This is a genomic window from Salinimicrobium sediminis (assembly GCF_900215295.1).
In the GTDB taxonomy this organism is placed as follows: Bacteria; Bacteroidota; Bacteroidia; order Flavobacteriales; family Flavobacteriaceae; genus Salinimicrobium; species Salinimicrobium sediminis.
In genome coordinates, this window is sequence record NZ_OCMF01000001.1 from 923,346 (window position 1) to 942,461 (window position 19,116).

At 40.6% G+C, this 19,116-nt stretch carries 10 protein-coding genes; 2 read left to right on the forward strand and 8 right to left on the reverse strand.

Annotated features, from left to right (window positions below; translation table 11 throughout):
- Positions 1-281: 281 nt before the first annotated feature.
- From CRO16_RS04230 to CRO16_RS04240, 3 genes are read right to left on the reverse strand one after another with little or no spacing between them, the layout of a single operon-like run.
- The gene (locus tag CRO16_RS04230) at positions 282-1,838 is read right to left on the reverse strand and encodes a DUF5123 domain-containing protein (protein ID WP_097055073.1); all 1,557 of its coding nucleotides are present in this window, start codon (positions 1,836-1,838) and stop codon (positions 282-284) included.
- Between the two features lie 27 nt (positions 1,839-1,865).
- On the reverse strand, positions 1,866-3,644 hold the full coding sequence (locus CRO16_RS04235; RefSeq protein ID WP_097055779.1) for a RagB/SusD family nutrient uptake outer membrane protein: 1,779 nt from the start codon (positions 3,642-3,644) through the stop codon (positions 1,866-1,868).
- 12 nt (positions 3,645-3,656) lie between these two features.
- A complete protein-coding gene (locus CRO16_RS04240; RefSeq protein WP_097055074.1) occupies positions 3,657-6,878 on the reverse strand; it encodes a SusC/RagA family TonB-linked outer membrane protein in 3,222 nt (1,073 codons plus the stop codon).
- 892 nt (positions 6,879-7,770) lie between these two features.
- Here CRO16_RS04240 and CRO16_RS04255 point away from each other — a divergent pair.
- Positions 7,771-9,063 (forward strand): site-specific integrase, encoded by a 1,293-nt coding sequence (locus tag CRO16_RS04255; RefSeq protein WP_097055077.1) that lies wholly within the window; start codon positions 7,771-7,773, stop codon positions 9,061-9,063.
- Positions 9,064-9,496: 433 nt separating this feature from the next.
- Here CRO16_RS04255 and CRO16_RS04265 read toward each other — a convergent pair whose 3' ends face one another.
- The 5 genes from CRO16_RS04265 to CRO16_RS04285 form a co-directional block, all read right to left on the reverse strand.
- The gene (locus CRO16_RS04265) at positions 9,497-10,099 is read right to left on the reverse strand and encodes a TetR/AcrR family transcriptional regulator (protein WP_097055079.1); all 603 of its coding nucleotides are present in this window, start codon (positions 10,097-10,099) and stop codon (positions 9,497-9,499) included.
- A gap of 88 nt (positions 10,100-10,187) precedes the next feature.
- Positions 10,188-13,349: an efflux RND transporter permease subunit gene (locus tag CRO16_RS04270; RefSeq protein WP_097055080.1), complete on the reverse strand. Its 3,162-nt coding sequence runs from the start codon at positions 13,347-13,349 to the stop codon at positions 10,188-10,190.
- 6 nt (positions 13,350-13,355) lie between these two features.
- Positions 13,356-14,411 carry an efflux RND transporter periplasmic adaptor subunit gene (locus tag CRO16_RS04275; protein ID WP_097055081.1) on the reverse strand — a complete coding sequence of 352 codons (1,056 nt, stop codon included), beginning with the start codon at positions 14,409-14,411 and terminating at the stop codon, positions 13,356-13,358.
- A gap of 1 nt (position 14,412) precedes the next feature.
- Positions 14,413-15,753: a TolC family protein gene (locus tag CRO16_RS04280; protein WP_097055780.1), complete on the reverse strand. Its 1,341-nt coding sequence runs from the start codon at positions 15,751-15,753 to the stop codon at positions 14,413-14,415.
- Between the two features lie 823 nt (positions 15,754-16,576).
- Entirely contained in the window at positions 16,577-17,401 is an 825-nt protein-coding gene (locus CRO16_RS04285; protein WP_097055082.1) for a universal stress protein, read from the reverse strand.
- A gap of 308 nt (positions 17,402-17,709) precedes the next feature.
- On the opposite strand from CRO16_RS04285, the gene CRO16_RS04290 reads away from it, so the two are divergent.
- On the forward strand, positions 17,710-18,837 hold the full coding sequence (locus CRO16_RS04290) for an MBL fold metallo-hydrolase (RefSeq protein WP_097055083.1): 1,128 nt from the start codon (positions 17,710-17,712) through the stop codon (positions 18,835-18,837).
- The last annotated feature ends 279 nt before the right edge of the window (positions 18,838-19,116 follow it).

Below are 19,116 nucleotides of genomic sequence, written 5' to 3' on the forward strand. Positions count from 1 at the left end.
TTAAGTTTAAAAGTTAATATGTACCATCTTTAGATGGCGGGATTTTACTGCTCTCACAAAAAGCAGGCATTGGTCTAATTTTTACTTACTCCACTCGCCTTGCACAAAACCCTCGAGATATGACAAATTTTTCCCTGGATTTCTTTCCAACCTCCTATATATCTTTACATTTTCACTTCTCACGCCAATTCGTTTCCACCGCGGCTAGCTTCTGTAAATACAAAAAGGGTGTGCATCTTTCGATGCATACCCTTTTTACTATTTACAAAGATCCTTGCATTTTATCTCCAACGGGGGTCTCCCACCTGGTTATCGATTAAAGTTTGGTTCGTAACTGTAAAATCTCCTGTTGACGGATCTACAAAACCTGGATCAAGAGTTGTGTAGTTACTATCATCAAAAATATACTGTGCTGTATCGTAGAATCCGGGAGCATTGAAGTAGTTGTTGTTACCAAAAGTTGGTGACTCATCTATTCCTTCTCTATCTGCATATCCTTCTGACGCTGTATTTACTATGAGGGTATTTCTTACAATCACATCATTCGATACAAACCGTACATATAACAATCTTCTACCGTCATCATCAGAAGCGGCATAGATCGTATTGCTATCGATAAGAATATTGGAAGTTAAACCAGTATCATTCGAAGTACCACTGGCATCCATTCTAATAAAGTCTCTATCTGGAGCAACATTATAGAAAGTGTTGCTTAGCAGATTAATATTAAGTACATCAGCATTCCGGAAATCTATAAAGTCTCCTCCTGAAGTAAAGATGTCGTGAATAATGCTGTTTTCTACAGTCAAAGTCTGCAATATCGCTCCTGTCTCATTGCCTGCAATGAAGGAACGTGCGTAATCATAAACGTTACTACCACTAATCAATAGAGAGTTGTAATTTCCGGGGGCGGTATATCTGACAACATCCTGAAGTTCTGAAGATCCTGCACCTAATCCCTGTAAGTTGAGATCGATCAATGCGACATCCTCAGCTCCGGCAATCAATTCAAAGTTTAGCTGGAGTAGCGGCTTATCAAAACTTCTCAAGCCTCTGATAGTTAAAGATTTATCCAAAGTTACAGTACCTGTTTGCGCTGTATAGTCCCCAGGTTCCAGGACAAGAATATCTCCTGAGCTGGCATCTGCAATCATTTGTAATAAATCGTCTTCAGGAGTGACAAGTATTCCATCACCAATATCTATTCCAGTAGTAAAGGTCTTTACCCCTCTAATTCTACTACCGTTGTATAAAATAGCAGTATATTCAGTTTCCGAGGTAAGACCGGTTATAGTCGCTACTCCGGCAGCTCTTTCCTCTGGCGAGATTGTGTAGGTTATATCACCCGGACTCAGAACTATTTCGGTTACCTCACTACCCGGAACCCATCTCAAAGTAGCTTCCTTAGCCATAATGTCACCATCCTCGCCTTCAATATAGATCTGCTCGGTCAAGGTCCTAAAGGTGGTTGCTGTCCAGGAGGAATCGTCGAGTCCCCTGTCACTTATGGTTTTTACTCTAACGGAGTATAAGGTTTCACTTTCCAAAGGCACCAGGACTGGAAGTTCCTCTGGCTTCACCTCAATTGTTTTCACAATATTGTCGAATTGCAATGAATCATTAGCAAACTCTACTATATAACTATTAGCGTTTTCGTCTACTGTCCAATTCAGCTCTACATTTACCTGATTCCTTACGAAGGTTCTTAAATTAACCGGCGCGAATTCCCGGCTTACCGGAAGCTCTTCGATAAGTTCCTTGTCATAATCGCAGGCCATAACAGTAACTGCAACCAGCATAGCTATTAATAAACTTTTAAAAATATCTTTTACTTTCATACCTTATATATTAATTCTGTTTAGGTTCTAGTAGCCGTAGTCATTTACTAGTTGACCGTTACTTGCATCGATGAAAACCTGCCATATAGGCCAAAACTGTCTATTATCCGGATCTACTCCCGGTTTAACCAGGGTGTTCTGGATTTCATCTAGAGGCTGATCCCATGGAAATGCAGAATATTCAGGTCCGGGGTTACCGGTTTCTCCTCTATTAAGTCCGTAGACAATTAGAGTATATCCATCATCTGCATACTTATAATATAAAGTAGTTGGAACATTTGCATAGTCTCCGGTTCTATTCTCCAGATTCTCCAGCTCCTGTTTCTCTTCTTCAAGTTTCTCACTTAAAAGATTCCATCGGATTAGGTCCATTTTTCTATCCATTTCCCCTGTAAATTCATACTTGTATTCCTCTACGATGGCATCGAACATTTCCTCTTTTGAACCAAGAGCATCTACATATGCATCTACCTTTTCTGCATGAAGCCCTGAAGGGAAGGCCCTGCGGCGAATTTCCTTAAGATAGGGCGCAGCAGCTCCGGGACCTTCAAGTTCATTGGCCGCTTCGGCAGCAGTTAAAAGCACTTCAGCATATCTCATATAAATTAGGTTCACTCCGTCATCATTTGTAGAAGTCACATAGCGATCCATCCACTCATAACGGTATTTTCCGAAGTACCACATGTCAATACCTGTAAGTTCCTGTTGAGCAATTCCATCTACAGCAGTACCCCACTGGAATGGTACAGCAGTAACATCCCTACGGGTGTCATCTTCATCAAAATCGTAAAAAACTGTTGGTGTAGGTCCTGCAGTACCACCTCTTGGCTGACCTGTAAACTGGTCTACACTACGGTGACGTACGGCAAAGGAGAACAGCACCCGGCCACGTCCATCGGCAAAAGGAATTTCCCAAAGGGATTCTCCACCTGCATTGGTATTTTCAGTATTGTACTTCCTCCAAAAGCCTTCAAAGGAAGGTTCTAAATGTGCTCTTCCACTATTTATTACAGAACGGGCTTCCTCAAGGGCCAGGCTATACATCTTCTCAACAGAGAGATCTGGATCATTGCTTCTTCTCACTCCGTCGGGATACTGTTGGTAGCCGGCAGCTACCATAGCAAGCCGGGCTCTAAACCCTTTTACAAATGCTTTGTTAATACGCTCTACAGAAGTGGTTGCGGCAGTTTCATTTGGCCAGGCAACTAAGGTAGCCGCTTCCCCAAGATCGGCAATTAGTTTTTTGTAAATGCTGTCACGGCTGGTCTTTGGCAGGTAAAGTGTTTCTGAGGTTATTGGCTCAAAACGCGCAGGCACATCTCCCCAGGCCTTCATAAGGTCTGCATAGTAAACAGCTCTATAAGTAAGCGCCGCTCCCAGGAGTTGTCCGAATTCGTTACCCGGTTCAGGATTACCGAAATTTCTAATACCTCTAATCACAATGTTAGCACGCTCAATGCCCTGATACATCATAGCCCAGGCATTGTTATCGGTATTCATCCGGGAATTGTTCGGTTTTGCGTCATAGTACACAAGATCTGCATCAGAACCTTCATCCCCGGCGCTATAATTGTACTCTACATCTGTATTAAATCCATAATAAGGAATAAAACGACCCCTGTAGGAGTTTGTTTGTCCCATTGGTTCCAGAATTCCATCCACAGCTCCCTTTGCCAAATCAACAGTAGAAAATATAGTAGATTCATCAAGGGTAGATTTAGCCGGAGCATCTAAAAATTCTTCCTCACAGGATACCAGGAGGCTTGTGAAGAAAAGCACGGTACAGACTTTTATAATATTTTTCATTTTCATTTAATTTTAGAAATTAAGATTTAGTCCAAACACAATTTGTTTACTTCTTGGGAACGGAGAGTAATCAACTCCCGGTGTGAGCGGACTTCTTCTCCTTGTAGAAACTTCAGGATCAAGACCAGAATAATCAGTAAGAATAAACACGTTGTTTGCAGTAGCGTAGAATCTTAGTTTTGTAAGATTAGCTCTGGAAGCAAGTGCATTAGGCACGGTGTAACCCAAAGTAAGAGTATTAAGCCTTAGGAAAGAACCATCTTCAACCGCCCAATCACTAAACACATACCTGCCCATATATGGAGACCACATAGAAGTGTTTGCATTTGCAGCTGCCAATGCTTCGGGATCTGTGATTAACTGACCTGTTTCAGGATTAAGATTTGTCCACCTTATTCCATCTGCCATTTCAGAACTTAGGTTACGATACTGTCCATTTTCATTGGCAGTAGTGAACTGAACTTTGTTGGCATTATAAACATCATTTCCAACGCTAAAGTTAAAGGCTGCAGAGAAATCGAAACCATATACATAGGCATCAATTACAAATCCACCTGTGAAATCCGGGTTCGCATCTCCTATTATGGAGTTATCATTGATGTCAACTATTCCATCACCTGTGATGTCTTCCAGCTTTATAGAACCAGGTCTTACTTCACCAATAATACTGCTGTTATCTACTACGCCCTCTCTTAGAGTGTAGGTGTTGGTTTCAGGATCAAAATTAAAGTCTGCAACCTCATAACGTCCCGCATTTCTATAACCATACATTGCCCCAACAGGCTGACCAACCCATACGGCATAATCACTTCCTATTTCTGAAGACGCCCAACCCGAATAATCTTGGTAGTTCTCAAGAGAACCTAAAGAGTTAATCCTGTTCTTGTTGGCAGATACGTTTAAGGCAAGACTAAGTCTGTAGTCATCCTTCATGATAGGATTGTAATTTATCGATCCTTCAACACCTGTGTTCTGGATCTCCCCAAGATTACGGTATTGATATTCATATCCTGATCCTGGCGTTCTAAAGGCCAGAAGAAGATCTGTTGTCACGTTTTTATAAGCTTCAAGACTACCTCTCAACACGCCTTGCATAACTTCAAAATCAAGACCTACGTTTTGAGTCACAGTAGTCTCCCATTTAAGATCTGGATTGGCAAGAACCCTGGAAGCAGACCAGTAAGTTGGAATCCCGTTAAGATAAGTTGTAGTGTTGGACTGAAAACTTTGTACGGTTTGACCGGCAGGAATGTTATTATTCCCCGCCTCACCATAACTCAATCTCAACTTAAGTACATCCAGCCATTCTGCATCCTGAAGGAAATCCTCTTCATTAATTTTCCATGCAACCGCAGCAGAAGGGAAGTACCCCCATCTATTGTCTCCTAAGAATTTACTTGATCCATCTGCTCTAAAAGTTCCTGTAAGCAGATATTTATTTCTAAAGTCGTAGTTAACACGGCCAAAGAAAGACAATAATTTATCATCTGGCCTATAGAAGTTATCTACACTTTGAGGAGTTCCCTGTGTGGTAAGCTTTCTTGTAGTCTCAAAATTAAAATCTTTAGGGAAACCCTGTATTTCAGAAGTTTCCTCATTATCCTCTGTAATGATAACCTCCTGTCCAAGAAGCACTCTTAAATTGTGATCTTCTCCAAGATAATCCTCAAAATCGTAGTTAAGAGTATTGGCATTCCTGAAGCTTTCACGTTTACGATCGCTATAAACTAAAGAAGGTAAACCCTGGTTATCGGCAGAGGGTCTGTTTCTTGAATAATAGGTAGACCTTCCATAATAACGGTAATCCTGCTCAATGCGGTAATCAAGACCAAAGTCTGACTGAAACCTGAGATTGTCTACTATATCCCAGCCAAAGCTTCCCAACATATTGTAGTTTCTTCTCAGCTGTTGCCTGTCGTTATCGGCAGTCGCAACAAAAGGGTTTACCAAATACCCTGTAAGAGCCTCATCTGTATTGGTGGTAGTAAGACCTGAAATAGGTATTGGAGAGTACTGTACACTATATTTAAGCCTTGAATCTGCAGAGGAAACTTCATTTTGCTCATTTGTTCCTCCTCCATCAATTTCAGTTTCTGAATATCTTACAGTAAAAGACAGATCTACCTTCTCTCCTGCTTCGCTTTTAAGTGCCAATGCCAAATTATCTCTTGTATAAGCTGACCCCAACATGATTGTATTTACATCATAATGAGCATAATTGAAATTATAGCTGGCTTTTTCAGATCCGCCTCTAATTGAAATATCATGACTTTGCACCTCTCCCATGTTTCCATAGATCTGCTTTTGCCAGTTGTTTCCCTCCTGACCCACATACAGATCGTAATCTTGCCACAATCCGAAAAAACGCTCGTAAGAGTCAAGATTTTCGGGATCGTCAAGCAACGCATACTCGTATTGCCACTTCACAAAGTCTTCCGGACTTAGCACATCAATGGTCTCGGCGATCTTCTGAAATCCGTAAAAGCCATTTACGCTAACACTGATCTTTCCACTGATTCCATCTTTTGTAGTGATAATAATAACCCCGTTAGCACCTCTGGATCCATAGATGGCTGTTGATGAAGCATCTTTTAATACGGAAATGCTCGCGATATCTGTAGGGCTTATATCTCCCATACTGGCTACCGGAAATCCATCAACAATAATTAAAGGAGAGCTATCCTGGGTTAGGGATCCATTACCGCGGATCCTGATGTTGATCTCGGCATCGGGAGAACCTTCAGTGGAGAGAACCTGTACTCCAGGAAGCCTTCCGGTAAGGGTCTCTGCTACACTTGCTCTCGCCTGTTCGTCCAGCTTATCTCCCGAAATGGATACAACAGATCCGGTAAGATCCGATTTTCTTGCAGTTCCATACCCCACAACTACAACTTCATCAAGAGCATTTTGATCTAATTGCATTTCGACTCTTATATTATTTCTGCCGTTTACGTTTACTTCCTGGGTGCGAAATCCCACAAAGCTATAGACCAACACAGAATTAGGTCCGGAAACTTCAATGGAATACTCTCCGTCAAAGTTGGTCATCGTTCCGTTAGAAGTGCCCTTTTCAAGTATGTTCACTCCCGGCAAAGGCTCCTGTGTTTGTGAGTCCAGTACCGTACCGCTAACAGTAATACTCTCTTGGGCCAATGCCTCTGATCCAAGCAAAAGGAAAAAACCAAGCAAGAACAAATATACCCGTGAAGACAGCTCGTTTAGTTTAAAATTCATAGTACAAGATAATTTGGTTTAGTTTTAATCTTAGGAGGGCTCTACTCCCCCTTTTTTAACTCAAACGTTTTCGCTTTAACATTGATAAATTCACCTGTAGGTATCTTATCAAATGTTAAATAGAAACAAATAGAGTAAACAAAGGAAATTGACAGATTGGCGCCTTTACAGTAATGTTATTGTTAACGTGAAAATTTATCAGGAGTTCCGCTGTCAATTTAATAATGTAATCGATTACACAAACCTAAATAATTATATCAAGAAAACAAATTTTCTTATAGATAAAATTAATAACCTCTTAACATTTAGGCTTTTTCCAATAGAATTCCTATCCAAAGCACGAATTATTAAAAAGCTTTTCGGTAGAATTGAAAAGATACTTCCTCACTTCTATGGCTCCCAGTATAAGGAGTTGGCACTTTGGGAAATCAGTATAAAGAATGTCATGAATGGTCCCAACGGAACTAACATCAATCACGATGCATATTGCTCGAAAGTATTGTCACACAAAAAGTGACACCTCTAGATAAAAAAACCGCAACACCTTGTATTTAAGATGATCGCGGTTTACATCTGTGGTCCTCCCCAGGGCTTCCTCGACTTCGCCTAAAAAGGCAAAGCTCGGGACAGGCTTCTCGCCCAGGTGAGCAAAAACAAAAAAACCTGCTTTAAAGCAGGTTTTTAGATGTGGTCCCACCTGAACCACACAACCACAAAAATGAAAATCTAAAAAAATCCCCAAACACGGCTATAAAATCAGTAAAAACGCGGTATAACAGCATTTCTGCCTAATGTCATTTTCGATTTAGATTGAGGCCGTTTGCATTTATTTGCGCCTAACCGTACAACTATCGTACAAATTATCTACATTTGACTGTACAAAATATCTGACATGGCAAGCGTAAATTTCCTCTACCGTTCTACTAAACCTAAAGCTTTTCTAAACCTGAGATTACTCTACCGAATTACTGATGAAAAATTTCCTAAGGGTTATAATGATTTTTCCCTTGGAGGAAAAACAAAGCTGGAGATATCGAGGCAATATTGGGAAAAAGAACATCTGCAAATACGATTCAAAAGGACCAATGATATTGATGAACTAAACAGGATCCAGGAGCTCAAGGAAAAACAGAATTCTATTAACCAGGAGCTGACTAAAATTGAAGCTCATATTTTGCAATCCTTTAATTCTACCGATCCTGAAAAGATCTCTAAAGAATGGCTTCAGAAAACAATTAATGATTACTATAATCCAAAAAAAGTAAAGGAGAAGCCAGATGACCTTATCTCTTACGTGGAAGTCTATATTGAGGAAAGAAAAGAGCATGTGAGCCCGGCTACTGTAAAAAAGTCAAACGTAATTAAGCAAATGCTGGTAAAATTCCAGGATAGCTTAAACCACCCTATTCTACTGAAGGATATCAATCTTGATTTCAAAAGGGATTTTGAAAATTTTATGCTTGAAAAAGGCTATGCTTACAATACCATTGCAAGAGCCATTAAGTTTACTAAAACAGTAGCAAGACACGCCTATAGCCAAGGTTTGGAAACAAGTCGGCAATTAGACAGCATCAAAACAAAAACTAAGGAATCAGAGAAAATATTCCTCACTCTTGAGGAGTTGGAAAAAATTAAGAAGAAGAGCTTTACGAAAGAGCACCTGGAGACTGCCAGGGACTGGTTAATAATTTCGTGCTTTACCGGGCAAAGAATTTCCGACTTTATGCGGTTTAATAAAGATATGATTAGGAAGAAAGATGATAAGTTTTTGCTCGAATTCACTCAGAAGAAAACGGGTAAAATTATGACCATCCCTTTGCTCAAACAGGTCAGGGAGATCCTCGATAAAAGGAATGGGGAATTTCCCAAACCTCTTCCTGATCCAAAGTATAACGAATATATTAAAGTGGTATGTAAGAAAGCGGGGTTAAAGGAAGAAGTTTGGGGGAGCAAAAAAATAGAAGTTGCCGAAAAACAGTTTAGGAAGAAATCAGATTTTTATGAAAAGTGGAAGCTGGTGACAAGTCATATCGGCAGAAGGAGCTTTGCAACCAACTATTACGGAGAAGTTCCATTATCACACTTAAAAACTATTACCGGCCACCACACAGAGAGAAATTTCATGGCCTACTTAGGGAAAGGAGATGAAGAAAAGGCTATTGATGCTTTAAAATACTTCGACTGATTCACTCGTTCTAAGATCATTATATATTCTATTAATTAAAAGATCCCCATGGAAAGAGGTAATTAAAAGATTACCAGAAGATCCGGACAAAGCTCGATATCATCTTTTTCTTCAATGGTGCGGGTTATAAGTTTTTGCTGGTTTTTTTATGCAAAGCATTTAAGTGCGATTCGATTCTTTCTATAAACTCCTTAGAGGTAATGTCCAAATTTAAATTCTGTTCTTTAATATAGACATCGTAAATAGATTCAAGGGTATTAAGGAACAAATTAATTTCCGGTTTTGTAATATTAAGTTCTTGAAGTGTCATGAATTTCATAAAAGGGAGATCAAGGTTAATATTTAGTTCCTTTTCCAACAGATCGTAAAACTTTTCTTTTTCAAAATCACTGTTTACCATGTCACTTAAATATTAATCTTTTTGAAAAGAATTTTATGAGTGTTTTAATAAGTCTTTCATATACCTCTTACCTTCTTCTGTAGTTATGGCATTCATATAAAAAAGCAGTAATTCCTGCTGATATTCAGAGCGGCACAATTGAGAAGTATCCAGAAAAGGAGAATTATCATAGCTCATGGTCATTTGAAAAAACAACTTTGAATATAGTTGTGCATCAAAATCTTCACGGTAAAGTCCTTGTGTTCTTCCTCTTTCAATATTATGAATAAGTAATTCGGAAAATTTTTCAGAAAAGAACAGCATATGCTTTTTGAAAATTTGGGGATAGTACTTAACGAGTTGTCTTAGCATAATTGAATCATTAGTCCTAGATGCTTTTTCTATATCTTCATCTCTTTTAAACATCCGTTCTACTGCATTATCTACATTTTCATCAAGGTGTTGCATCTTAAAAAGAACCTTTTCGATGTTAAATTCCAAAATTTCCTCTAGAAGATTTTCCTTGCTCTCGTACACTTTGTAAAGTGTCTTCTTAGAAACCCTCAACTCTTTTGCTATGTCATCCATCGTCAAACTTTTGGCTCCGTTTTGGAGAAATAGCTCTGAAACCTTTTTTAAAAAAATATCCTTTTCCATTTTATATATCTTTTTCACATTCTAAAAGTTTTTATTCTTTTTTGAATTAGTTTTTAAACCTGGCCAGCTGAACTAGCCAGGCTTTTTTTTAATCAAATTCTACTTCCATTTCAGGATGAATGTGGTCATATTCAGCCACCATTAATTCTTCATAGTTGTTCTTTTCCTTTTTGGTAAATTTTTCTTCAAGACGTACAAAGATCATAAACACAACCGGCACGATGACTAATGTAAGGAACAGGGAAGACAATAGTCCACCAATGATAACAATAGCAAGGCCATTACTCATTTCGGCAGCTGCTCCCGAGGCCAGTGCAATTGGCAACATTCCAAACACCATAGCAATAGTGGTCATAAGGATAGGGCGCAAACGCGCATGGTTTGCCTGAATCAAGGCATCCCGGATCTTCTCCCCATGTGCGAGCCTGTGGTTGGCAAAATCTACCAGTAAAATGGCATTTTTGGCTACCAGTCCAATAAGCATAATGACCCCCAGAATAGTGAAGATGTTCAAACTGTTATTTGTAAGTGCCAGTGCCCAAAGCGCTCCGATAAACGAAAGCGGAATGGAGAACAGCACAATAAACGGTTTCACAAAATCATCGTACAGCACCACCATGATCATGTACACAAGCATAATAGCCGCTAATAGTGCTATCCCGAGGGTTCCAAAACCTTCGCTCTGGTTCTCCATGTTTCCACCCCAGGTCCATGCTACGCCTTTTGGCTTCTCAACATTCTCTAACTTTTCTTCCCACTCCTGAGCTACAGCACCTGTTGTCCTACCTACAGTTTGCGCCATGATGGTCACAGAAGGAGAACGGTCAAAACGCTCGAGCAAAGAAGGACCGGATTCATAGCTGATATCGGCAAATTGAGCCAGATTAATACGCTCTCCCCGGTTATTCATGAACTGTATATTCCTTACATCCTCAATGTTGTTCCTGGAAGCTTCATCAAAAATGATATTGATATCATATTCTGTGCTTCCGGTACGGAATTTATTGTCGTTATTTCCACTGAAGGCAGTACGTAAAGTTTGTCCTACCAAAGCAACATTAAGCCCTAAAGAAGCCATTTTGTCGCGGTCCACATTGATCGAAATTTCCGGGTTCCCTTCTTCAACACTCAGGTCGATCTCGGTAGCTCCATCGATGTCTCTCAAAATGCTTTCAGCAGTTTCGGCATAAGCCAGTGCATCTTCAAAGCTGTCGCCAATTACGGTCATTTGTAACGGTGCCTGCTCTGCACCAATAATTCCTACGGGTACAGTGGTTACTTTAGCACCTACCAATTCCTGCTCCAGGTCGCGCTTAAGTTTAGCTGCAAAAACATTCGTCTTTTCATCTCTTTCAGATTTATCTACAAGGGTGACACTGATCTCAGACTTATTATTTGTAGCCTGTGCGCCTCCAAATCCTCCACTACTGGACTGGCCTACAGTGGTTATCATACGCTCCACTTCGGGTAGCTGAGAAAGGTAATTTTCAGTTTGCTGGGTGATGAAGTTGGTCTCCTCAATAGAAGCATCTTTATCTATTTCAAGTTGCACCAGGAATTCTCCCCTATCGGTTCTTGGGAAGAAATCAGATCCTATATAGCCCATAGCTACAAGCGCGATGGAACTTGCAAAGAGGACAAAAACCACAAGAAAAGTTTTCACCTTGTTGTCCAATGACCAATTAAGGATCTTTGTAACTTCTACAGTAAACCAGTTAAGCCCGGCTTCAAATTTATGGATGATCTTTCCGAAGAAAGAGTCCTCCCTAATCAATTCCAGCTTTCCGTATCTTGAGAAAAGCCACGGCACCACAGTAAAGGAAACCAGTAATGACAATAAGGTTGCAATGATCACGGTCACACAGAACTGGGCGATAATATTGGCCACAAGTCCTGTACTCAAGGCGATAGGAAGGAATACCACCACGATCACCAGGGTGATTGCGGTAACAGTAAATCCAATTTCACTCGCACCGTCATAAGCAGCACGCACTTTGTTTTTCCCCATCTCCATGTGCCGGTGGATGTTCTCAATCACCACAATAGCATCATCCACTAGAATACCAACCACTAATGAAAGTGCCAGTAAGCTCATTAGGTTCAAACTGTAACCAAGTAGCAACATTCCAATAAAAGTAGCGATAAGCGAGGTAGGAATGGCCACCATCACGATAAGGGCGTTTCTATAACTATGCAGGAAGAAAAGCATCACAAAGGCCACGAGCCCTACCGCGATTAGAAGATCTTTGATCACAGAATCTGCCGCAGCAAGGGTAAAGGTCGAGGTGTCATTAGCCATTGTAAGCTCCACGCCCTGCTCCGCATACCGCTCTTCTATTTCGGCCATTTTTTCCTGAACAAGCTCACTCACAGTTACCGCATTCGCATCGGTTTGTTTCTGAACCTGGAGTAAAATGGTGCTTTGACGGTCAATTCTTGCAATCTTTTCGGTCTCCTTTTGAGTATCCTGAACTTCAGCAACATCGGTTAAACGAATGTTTTGACCATCCTGGGAAGCGATTACCAGGTTCCTTAGCTCATCAACCGACTGGAGCTTTCCAGAAAGTCGAATAAGCGTGGTATTTTCCCTTGTAGTAAGGTTTCCTGTTGGAAAGTCGAGATTAGAAGCACTAACGATCTGCTGCACCATTGGCACAGTTAGTCCGTAACCTTCTAATTTATTGGGGTCTAGGTTTACCCTTATTTCCCTTTCCTGTCCACCCACCAGGGTTACCTGGGCTACTCCCGAAAGTCGCGAGAACTCAGGTTGAATCTTTTGATCGATAAGGTCGTAAAGTTCATTTTCTGAAAGATTGGCAGTCACCCCTAAACTTACCACAGGTAAATCTGAAAGGGAGAACTGGGAGAGCGATGGCTCTTCGATATCTTCAGGTAAGTCTGAACGAATGGAGTTGATCTTACGCTGGGCTTCGTTCAACAGGAAATCAACATCTGCGTCACTAGTGAACTCTATAGTCACTACAGATAAGCTCTCGAAAGATTTGGTCTGGATCTTCTTGATATTTTCCAGGGAAGAAACGGCATCCTCCACCTTACGGGAGACGGTGTTCTCTACCTCGGCAGGTGATGCCCCGGGATAAATGGTCATTATGGTCACTACCTTAATTTCCATTTTTGGTATAAGCTCATAATTGAGCTGACTATAGCTGAAAAGTCCCCCGATGATCAATAATGCAAGCATTACGATCACGACGCTGGGCCTCTTAATTGATATTTCTGCTAATTTCATTTTTTCTTACTTTAGAATTTTTACCGCAGTATTGTCGGTAAGGTTAATCTGTCCACTACTCACGACTATATCACCCTCATTTAGCCCTGCAGTTACTTCTACTTTATTACCGTAGTTAATCCCTGTCTGAATCTCTTTTAACTTCGCTATTCCGTTTTCTAAAACGAACACACGATTGTCACTTACACTACCCACAAAAGCTTCTCTGGGGATAGTTAGAACATTATCCAATCCCGATTCATTGAACACAGCAGTTGCATACATTCCGGCTCTTCTGGTTCTTTCAGAATTCTCTACAATGATCTCCACCGGGAATTTTAATGCTCCGTTAGAGGCTGGAGCTATAAAAGTTATTTTTCCGCTAATGGTATCTTTGGTGACGCTGGGCACTACCTGAACAGTGTCCCCTACCCGAATGCGACTTACCACTGCCTCATCTACTTCAACCCTCAACTTTAGAGAGGAGATATCCACAACTTCAATAATAGGTGTACCAGGGCCTACAACCATTCCCAGTTCCACCATTTTTTCGTTCACAATGCCGCTTACTTTTGAACGCACATTGGTATCACCCGAACTAAGATTGGCAGAGTCAAATTGAGCTCTGGCATTTTGAACCTGCAAGCGAGCCTGGTCGAGCTGTACAGCGGTAACACCTCCGGTTTTAAAAGCTGCTTCATACCTTTCAAGAGTAGAAATTGCGTTGTCAAGATTTGCTTTTGCATTATTTAAATTCACATTTATTTTATCTCCTGAGAGTTTCGCAATCACCTGGCCGGCTTTTACTTCATCACCTTCTTGCACGTAAATCCCCACTACCTGACCACCCATTTCTGCTGAAATATTTGCACGGGTTTCGGGTTGAAAGGTTCCGTTAACCGTAAATTTACCACTGATGCTTTCTCTTTGGGCAGAAGCTGTCCTTACGGAGACTTCTGTATTCTCTTGAGCCACAATGCTAAGTTCTGCTTCGTTGTTGCTTTTGTTATTCTGAAGGATCAGAAAAAAGATAGCAGCAACAGCTATTAAAGCAACGATTGTTATTATAGATTTCTTTTTCATTTTATAATGTATTATTAGTAAGCGTTTCTAATTTTCCCTGTGACCTTAAGAGTTGCACTTCGGCAAGTTTATAGTCAAGTTGGGCGTTGGTAAGGTTGTTCATTGCTGCGGAAAGGTCCCGCTCTGCGTCCAGTAAATCGTTGAGGCTTGCAAGTCCAAGTCCATAGTTGTTCTGGGTGTCTTCCAGCACTTCTCTGGCCAATGCCACGTTTTCCTGTTGGGCCTGGATGGTTAGCAAATTATTTTCAAGCTGTGCAACCGCGTTGGCATAAGCCAGGTCCAGTGCCAGCTGAGTTTCCTGAAGGTCCTGCTGAGCTTTTTCGATATCGATCTGGTTTTGCTGCACCCTGGCTTGGGTGGCCCCTCCGTTAAAAATGGGAATATTTATGTTCACACCTACCGCTGCAAGATCAGACCAGTAAACACCTTTATCTTCTCCATTACCTACCGGAAAAGTATCTCCCTGACCAAGCCAGCCGTAGTTGGCAAAAAGTGAAAGGGAAGGGTAATATTCAGCTTGGGTAGCTTTTTTCTGCCAGTTTAGCAGCTCTATCTGCTTGTTCAACAGCTGCAATTCTGTTCTTTCATCTGAACCAATATTGGTTTCAGGTAAAATAGTAGGTGCAAAAGTTTGCTCCGGAAGCCTTATTTCCTGAACTATAGGCATTCCAATCATGAACTTGAGTGCATTTTCGCTAAGCTCAACCGTATTGACCACCTGCTGCCTGTTAGCTCGTAAATTATTAAGTACTACAGTGCTGCGGTCATAGTCGATCTTCTTGGCAAGGCCGTTGTCAAATAGCCCTTTCACGATGTTTACCGTTTGTTCGGTAAGTTCCAGATTGGATTGGATATTCTCCAACATTTCCTGTGCCTGGTACACCTGGTAATAAGCAGTAGCTACTCTTTCAATGATCTCTTCATTGGTGAGTTGAGCGTTAAGCTGATAAAACTCCCTGGTGGATTTTGCAGCTTTAAGTCCGGTGAACACCTGTTGATTAAACACGGCCTGGGTTAATTGGGCATTCGCACTAGAAGTCCACTCCTGCCCAAAAGCCACAGATATATCCTGCCCCGGTAATCCAAAAATTTCGCCAGGCAAAACATTCTCCTGTAAAAGAGGATTATATGTTGTGTTTGCACTTCCTGAAAGGTTAGGCAACGCTCTCGCCCTTATTTCGGCGATCTGTGCATCTGCTTTCCTGATGTCTAACCGAGCTTTTTCGGCTTCTGCTTTATGCTCCAGCGCATAAGCCACCGCCTCATTTAGATCCAGCTCCACGGGATCCTGGGCAAAGGCAAAGCTGGTAGTAAAAAGCAAACCTATTAATAACTTTTTCATTTCACTTATTTTTTTTAATGCGGATGCAAAGATAAGGCCAAAAAACACTAAAAGACAAATAAAGTTTCCAAGTTTTTCAAAGAAAATTTCAAGGGGATCCATCTTTAAGATTTCACTGCGAATTAGCTAGAGGTAGCGTCATTTTTGATGAATATTGAATATGAGGAGAAGTATGTTTGGGAATAACAGAGGGTGTAGACTTAACTCTGTTTGAATTGTTGCTTTACTGATTAAAAGCGGGATTTTGACTCATAGTGGATAAAAGAAAGACATATTTGGACTGGATATAGTATAATTTTACTCAAGAATGTGCAGCTAATACAAACTTCGACCTTGATTGAAATCCTGGATGAATTACCGGTTCATGCTGAATGGTTCTATCCTCTAAATTAAACTTATTAAATTAGAGAGTTCACGTGTTGAATATGTTGTGTGCATTTAATGAGAGTAATTATCCACCTCTCCCTGCGGGTTTACAAACACCCTCGCAATGAGATTATCGATCTATAATAGTTCAACTCCTGCTTTAAATTTGCCCAATTGCTAAAATACAGCAGGATCATTTCTATTAAAAATCGAGGGTTTAAAAAGAAATTGCTAAGGGGGGTGAATGGAGACTTCCGGAATTGGAAAAATACTCCTCCGGATCAAAAACCCTCCCATATTTATTGCAGGTACACCAGAAATGGTACAGCAACAGTTAGAGACCTTTGCAAAGATTTCTCACTCGAAGAAATCATGATTAAGTTAGGATGACAGACCCTATCGCAAGATTACGTTCTTATGAATTAAGGGCTAAATTTATTTCCTGATTTAGGTATAGCTATACGTTCTCTTTTAACTGGGGAATGGTCAATAACGGAATTGAAAGCCCCGACGCCATTACCCTGGTTTTGCTTCTGTGGATCACCGATTCCCAAAAACCATAGCGCCGTGGGACCATTATAAGAAGTTTTGCATCCAGATGCTCTATTTCTTTTTTAATGGCCCTAATTACATTTTCTGAATTCAGGTTCTTAACCGAGTAATTCACATCCTCGAGTTCAGGAATTTCCTCCAGCACAGCTTTACCTCCTTCCTCCCCAGGGTTATCCTCAACATGGAATACCTCCAGTCTTGCCTCCATGAGCCGGTTCAGGTACTTTATTTTTTCAATAATTCCCTTCTCAACCTTTTGTATATCGTCACAGGCAAAGAGAATATTGTCCATCTTTCCAAAAGAAGCAGAAGCAGGCACGGCAAGAACAGGGTACTTCAATTTAAAAATGGCAGAGGTAGTTGTATTGCCAAAAATATCCTGTTCTACAGATTTCGGGGCCATTCCCATGACGACCAGTGCAGCCTTATTTTTCACAAAAAGGTTTTCCAGCTTATCTTCAACTTCTGAAAGAAAATCTGTTTCAATTGCTACTTCCACCCCGTATCGATCATTAAGTATTTCTGCTTTTTGTTTTAGCAACCTGCGGTTGCCTTCCTCCAGCTTGAGGATCCCTGTGGCAGGAAGCAGAGAATTAGCAGTATGAAGTGGAAGTCTGAAGGAGTTGAATAAAACAAGCTTCATCCCGGTCTTCTGTGCCAACGCACCGGCATATTCCATAGCATTTTCTGCTTCCTTAGAAAAATCTGTAGATACTATGATTGATTCCATATTAAGGGAGTTTAGACATTGATATATAACATGCACTATAAAAATAAGGATTATCTCCTTAAAAAAGCTGATCACCATGGTTCACTATTTATTCCTTACCGTTTTCGCCCCTTCCGTTCAGAGTTGCACAACTTTAATCTAAGGAACCGGCTGGCTGCTTATTTCAGGATTTTAAAATAACGCAGATTAAACCTGAACTGAAAGGAATCGGGACGGGGGTAATTTGCCTACTCCAAAAGGTGTAGAATACCTAACTTTGCCCGTCAAAAAATTAGTCTGTTTTGTTTTTACGGAAAAAGAAGATATTAATGAAAAAAGCCTTAAAACTGTTTAGCCGTGTTATGATCGCACTCTTATCTATTGTAGTTGTCCTTGCATTAATCGTAGGACTATATATGCAGCATCCTAAGTTTGGAGCAACGCCCACAGGAAAAAGGCTTGAAATGATAAAAAAATCTCCTAATTATAAAGATGGTTCTTTTAAGAACCGTTCTTATACACCATCACTTACAGAAGGCCATTCAATGGGTAAAGTAATGTTTGATTTTCTTTTTAGAAAGAGTTCCAAATCCACACCTAAAAGCACTATACCTTCTGTCCAAACAAATCTCAAAAATCTTCCTAATGGCGACTGGCTGGTTTGGTTCGGGCATTCATCTTACTTCATTCAAACTGATGGCATAAAAATTTTGGTAGATCCCGTGTTTAGTGCAAATGCTTCACCTATTCCGGGTTCCACGAAAGCATTCAAGGGAACAAATGTTTACACTGCGGAAGACCTTCCGGAAATCGATTATCTTTTCATTAGCCATGATCATTACGACCATCTGGATTACGAAACCATGAAAAAGCTGAAGGGCAGAGTCAAATATGTAATTTGTGGTCTGGGTGTAGGAGCTCACTTAGAGAAATGGGGATACGAGCCGGAGAAAATAATGGAGATGGATTGGGATACTAAACTTGAACCGCAGAAAGGAATACAAATCTACGGACTCACGGCCCGGCATTTTTCCGGAAGGGGATTTAAGAGGGATGCCTCTCTTTGGATGTCTTACTTGCTCGAAACCCCAACCCATAAAATTTTCATTGGTGGGGATGGTGGTTACGACAAACATTTTGAAGAAATTGGAAAGTTACATGGCCCTATAGATCTGGCAATTTTAGAAAACGGGCAGTACAATGAAGCCTGGCAAGAAATCCATTTTCTTCCCGGGGAAAACCTGCAGGCAGCCCTGGATCTAAAAGCCCAAAGATTGATGCCCGTTCATTCATCAAAATTTGATCTGGCGCTGCACGATTGGGATGAGCCCTTAAATGAAATGTCCAGGCTTAATCAAAGCATAGGAATACCATTGGTAACACCGGTGATAGGTGAACTTGTTAATCTTAACGATAGTAACCAGAAATTTACGGAGTGGTGGAAAGAATTAAAATAAACACCAAAAATGAAGTAGTAATTGCAGGAAGTAGTTGGATTGTTGGTGATTTAGTTTTAGATAACTGCCTTAAGTCTTATGTGATAAAAGGAATAATCACATTTCTGTGGAAGCCTTCTTCGGAAAGTAAAAAATAAAGTAAAAGAATTTGTTATTGCAGCTTTTGAAGATTTTTATACTCTGTACTCAATTCACAATATAGATATAGCTTTATTCTGTATAGGGATTTACGGGCAGGTTTCAGGTTGTAGACTATTCACAGCTGCACCTCAAGATTCG